Genomic DNA, 255 nt, shown 5'->3' with positions numbered 1-255 from the left:
AATGTGGTAGATGGTGGGCCTAGGCTGACTCGAACAGCCGACCTCACGCTTATCAGGCGTGCGCTCTAACCAACTGAGCTATAGGCCCCTAAGAGCCATGCTCTCTCAAAACTGAACAGTAAAGATGCTTGCTAGCCGATTTGCTACCGTATATCTCGAAGAGATATCGGAAGTCTCCATAGAAAGGAGGTGATCCATCCGCACCTTCCGGTACGGATACCTTGTTACGACTTCACCCCAGTTATCTACCCCACC

General features: G+C 51.0%; 1 tRNA gene and 1 rRNA gene. Both read right to left on the bottom strand.

Going from position 1 to position 255, the window contains the following annotated elements:
• Window positions 1–11 precede the first annotated feature (11 nt).
• Window positions 12–88, bottom strand: a tRNA-Ile gene (locus O0550_RS24280).
• A gap of 94 nt (window positions 89–182) precedes the next feature.
• Window positions 183–255 (bottom strand): 16S ribosomal RNA (locus O0550_RS24275); the annotation flags it as partial.

The sequence above is a fragment of the Brevibacillus halotolerans genome, assembly GCF_026891775.1.
GTDB classification, from domain to species: Bacteria; Bacillota; Bacilli; order Brevibacillales; family Brevibacillaceae; genus Brevibacillus_B; species Brevibacillus_B halotolerans.
This window is presented reverse-complemented; position numbering and strand designations above follow the sequence as displayed.